Raw genomic sequence first — 2,805 nt, 5'->3', positions numbered from 1 at the left:
CCCGGGCACGTTGCCCGCCCGGGGACGGCCGGAGTCAGCCGGACCGCGGCGTACGCGGATCCGAACGAGGGAGCCTACCGACGGTCGACGAGGACCGGGCGGTCGGGGAGCAAGAGGTCGGCGCGGCCGCCGGGCGGCAGCGCGGACGCGGCCTCGGTCGGCAGGTCGGCCTTGACCTCGGTGCCGTCGGCCAGCCGGACGGTGAGGCGGGTCACCGCACCGAGGAAGGAGGCGGCGACGACCAGTGCGGTGCCGTCCGCGGCCGGGGTGAGGTGCACGTTCTCCGGGCGGACCAGCACGTCCAGCGGGCCGTCGGAGGGCAGGGCGCCGTCCACGGCGTGCCGGCGGCCGAGCACCGCGACGCCGTCGCCGGCCCGCTCCGCTGGGATCCGGCTCATCGTGCCGACGAACTCGGCGACGAAGGCGGTCGCCGGCCGGGCGTACAGCTCGGCCGGGGCGGCGCACTGCTCCAGGCGGCCGGCCCGCAGCACCGCGACCCGGTCGGCCATCGACAGCGCCTCCTCCTGGTCGTGGGTGACGAACAGGGTGGTGATGCCGAGCTCCTGCTGGAGGCGGCGGATCTCCTCGCGCAGGCTGAGCCGGACCTTCGCGTCCAGGGCGGACAGCGGCTCGTCGAGCAGCAGCGCCCGCGGCTTGAGGGCCAGCGCGCGGGCCAGCGCGATCCGCTGCTGCTGGCCGCCGGAGAGCTGGTGCGGGTACCGGCCGGCGTGCTGCGGCAGGCCGACCAGCTCCAGGAGCTCCTGGGCCCGGGCGCGGCGCTCGGCCTTGCCGGTGCCGCGCATCCGCAGGCCGAAGGCGACGTTGTCGGCGGCGGTCAGGTGCGGGAAGAGGCTGTACGACTGGAAGACCATGCCGGCGTCGCGGCGGTGCGCCGGGATCCGGGTGATCGGTGCGCCGTCGACCAGGACCTCGCCCGCGTCGTGCGTCTCGAAGCCGGCCAGGATCCGCAGGGCGGTGGTCTTGCCGCAGCCGGACGGGCCGAGCAGGGCGAGGAGTTCGCCGGGCTGCACGGTCAGGTCGAGGCCGTCCAGCGCGGTGGTCGCCCCGAAGCTGCGGCGCAGGCCGCGGAACTCGACGGTGGCGCCGCCCACGTGCGTGGCGGCGGACAGGGTGGCGGTGCTCATGGGGGTCTCCGGGTCAGGAAGCGGCGGGTGCGGGGCGGCGCTCGCGGCCGGCGGCGGCGAGCATGAGGAGCAGCACCCAGGTGATCAGCAGGCTGAGCACGGACACCGCGACGGACATCTGGCCCTGGCTGTTGCCGACCGAGTACACCCAGACCGCGAAGGGCTGGTACCCGAGGATGGACGCCGCGGTGAACTCGCCGAGCACCAGCGCCAGGGTCAGGAAGGCGGCGTTCAGCAGCGCGCCGCGCAGGTTGGGCAGGACGACCGTGACGACCGCGCGCGGCCAGCTCGCCCCGCAGTTGCGGGCGGCCTCGACGAGCGTGCGCACGTCGACCGCGCGCAGCCCGGAGTCCAGCGCCCGGTACGCCAGCGGCAGCGACATCAGCACGTAGGCGATGACCAGCACGATCGGGAACTCGGGCCGCTGGATGAACACGATGGTCTGGAAGAACGGCGTGTCCATCAGGTGGTCCGGGCCCCAGCGCAGCACGCCGATCAGCCCGGCGGTGAGCGCCACCGGCGGCACCACCAGCGGCAGCGTGCAGACGACCTCCAGCACCGCGCGCAGCCGGGCCGAGCCGAGCCGGGCGGCGATCAGCGCCGGGACGAGCAGGGCGAGCAGCACCACCACGGTGACCGCGGCCAGTTCCAGGGTGAGCACCAGGGCGTCGGTGAAGCCGGGTGCGCCCAGCAGGCCGGTGTACGCGGAGAAGTCGATCCCGCCGGGGCTGTCGATCGAGAACCAGACCGAGGCGGCCATCGGGACCAGGAAGTACACGCCGGCGACCAGCAGCACGGCGCCGCGCCACAGCCGGAGTCGGGAGATCAGCTGAGCCATCGGGCACTCCGGCGCTGCAGGGGCAGGTAGACGGCCATCACCAGGACGGCGACCACGATCATGTCGAGGCTGAGGGCGAGCGCCAGGTTGCCCTGGCCGACCAGCACGTTGCCCGAGAGCGCGTCGGCGATCTGGCGGCTGATCAGCGGCACGGTGGCGCCGACCATGGCCGAGGCGGTGGCGTACGCGGCGAAGGCGCTGCCGAACAGCAGCACGTACCCGCCGAGCAGCGAGGGCAGCAGGATCGGCAGGGCGACGTGCCGCCAGTACTGCAGCGCGGTGGCCCGGTTGTTGGCGGCCGCCTCGCGCCACTGGCGGCGCAGGCCGTCCAGGGCCGGGGTGATGGTGAGCACCATCAGCGGCACCAGGAAGTACAGGTAGGCCACCGCCAGGCCGGTGAAGCTGTAGAGCGACCAGCCGTGATCGGTGAGGTGGAACAGCTTGGTCACCTCGCCGGCGTTGCCGAGGGTGGCGACGAAGGCGAAGGCGAGCGGCAGGCCGCCGAAGTTGGCGAGCACGCCCGAGGCGGTCAGCACCGCCTCCCGGACGATCCGGAAGCGCGAGGTGACCACGGCCTGGGCGAGCGGGACGCCGACCAGGGTGCCGACCAGGGCGGTCAGCGCGGACAGCTTGACGCTGCTCACCAGGGCCGTCCAGTAGGCGCCCTGCACCGAGTCGGTGAGGTTGGCGGTGGTGAACGAGCCGGCGCCGTGCTCGGCGTCCGAGGAGAGCGTGAACGCCCCGGTGAGGATGGCGATCGCCGGCAGGCCGAAGCCGATCGCGCAGAACGCGAGCAGCGGGACGGCGGCCGCCCAGGGGCCC

Annotated in this window: 3 protein-coding genes; all 3 read right to left on the bottom strand. The window is 74.2% G+C overall.

All coding sequences use genetic code 11. The annotated features are described in order from the left end of the window. Positions 1–74: 74 nt before the first annotated feature. Positions 75–1,145 carry an ABC transporter ATP-binding protein gene (locus ACFV0G_RS27430; RefSeq protein ID WP_380553444.1) on the bottom strand — a complete coding sequence of 357 codons (1,071 nt, stop codon included), beginning with the start codon at positions 1,143–1,145 and terminating at the stop codon, positions 75–77. 13 nt (positions 1,146–1,158) lie between these two features. Beyond that, on the bottom strand, positions 1,159–1,983 hold the full coding sequence (locus ACFV0G_RS27425; RefSeq protein WP_380553441.1) for an ABC transporter permease: 825 nt from the start codon (positions 1,981–1,983) through the stop codon (positions 1,159–1,161). Continuing rightward, the coding region (locus tag ACFV0G_RS27420) for an ABC transporter permease (RefSeq protein WP_380553438.1) at positions 1,971–2,805 on the bottom strand (835 nt) is incomplete at its 5' end. The genes ACFV0G_RS27420 and ACFV0G_RS27425, both read right to left, overlap by 13 nt.

The organism is Kitasatospora sp. NPDC059571 (assembly GCF_042735675.1).
Lineage (GTDB): Bacteria > Actinomycetota > Actinomycetes > Streptomycetales > Streptomycetaceae > Kitasatospora.
Note: the sequence above shows the minus strand (reverse complement) of the source record. Positions and strands in the feature narration are given on the sequence as shown.

Bases quoted from the DNA above. Each gene is read 5' to 3' on its own strand.
- ACFV0G_RS27430 (WP_380553444.1), bottom strand. From the start codon at position 1,145: ATGAGCACCGCCACCCTGTCCGCCGCCACGCACGTGGGCGGCGCCACC.
- ACFV0G_RS27425 (WP_380553441.1), bottom strand. From the start codon at position 1,983: ATGGCTCAGCTGATCTCCCGACTCCGGCTGTGGCGCGGCGCCGTGCTG.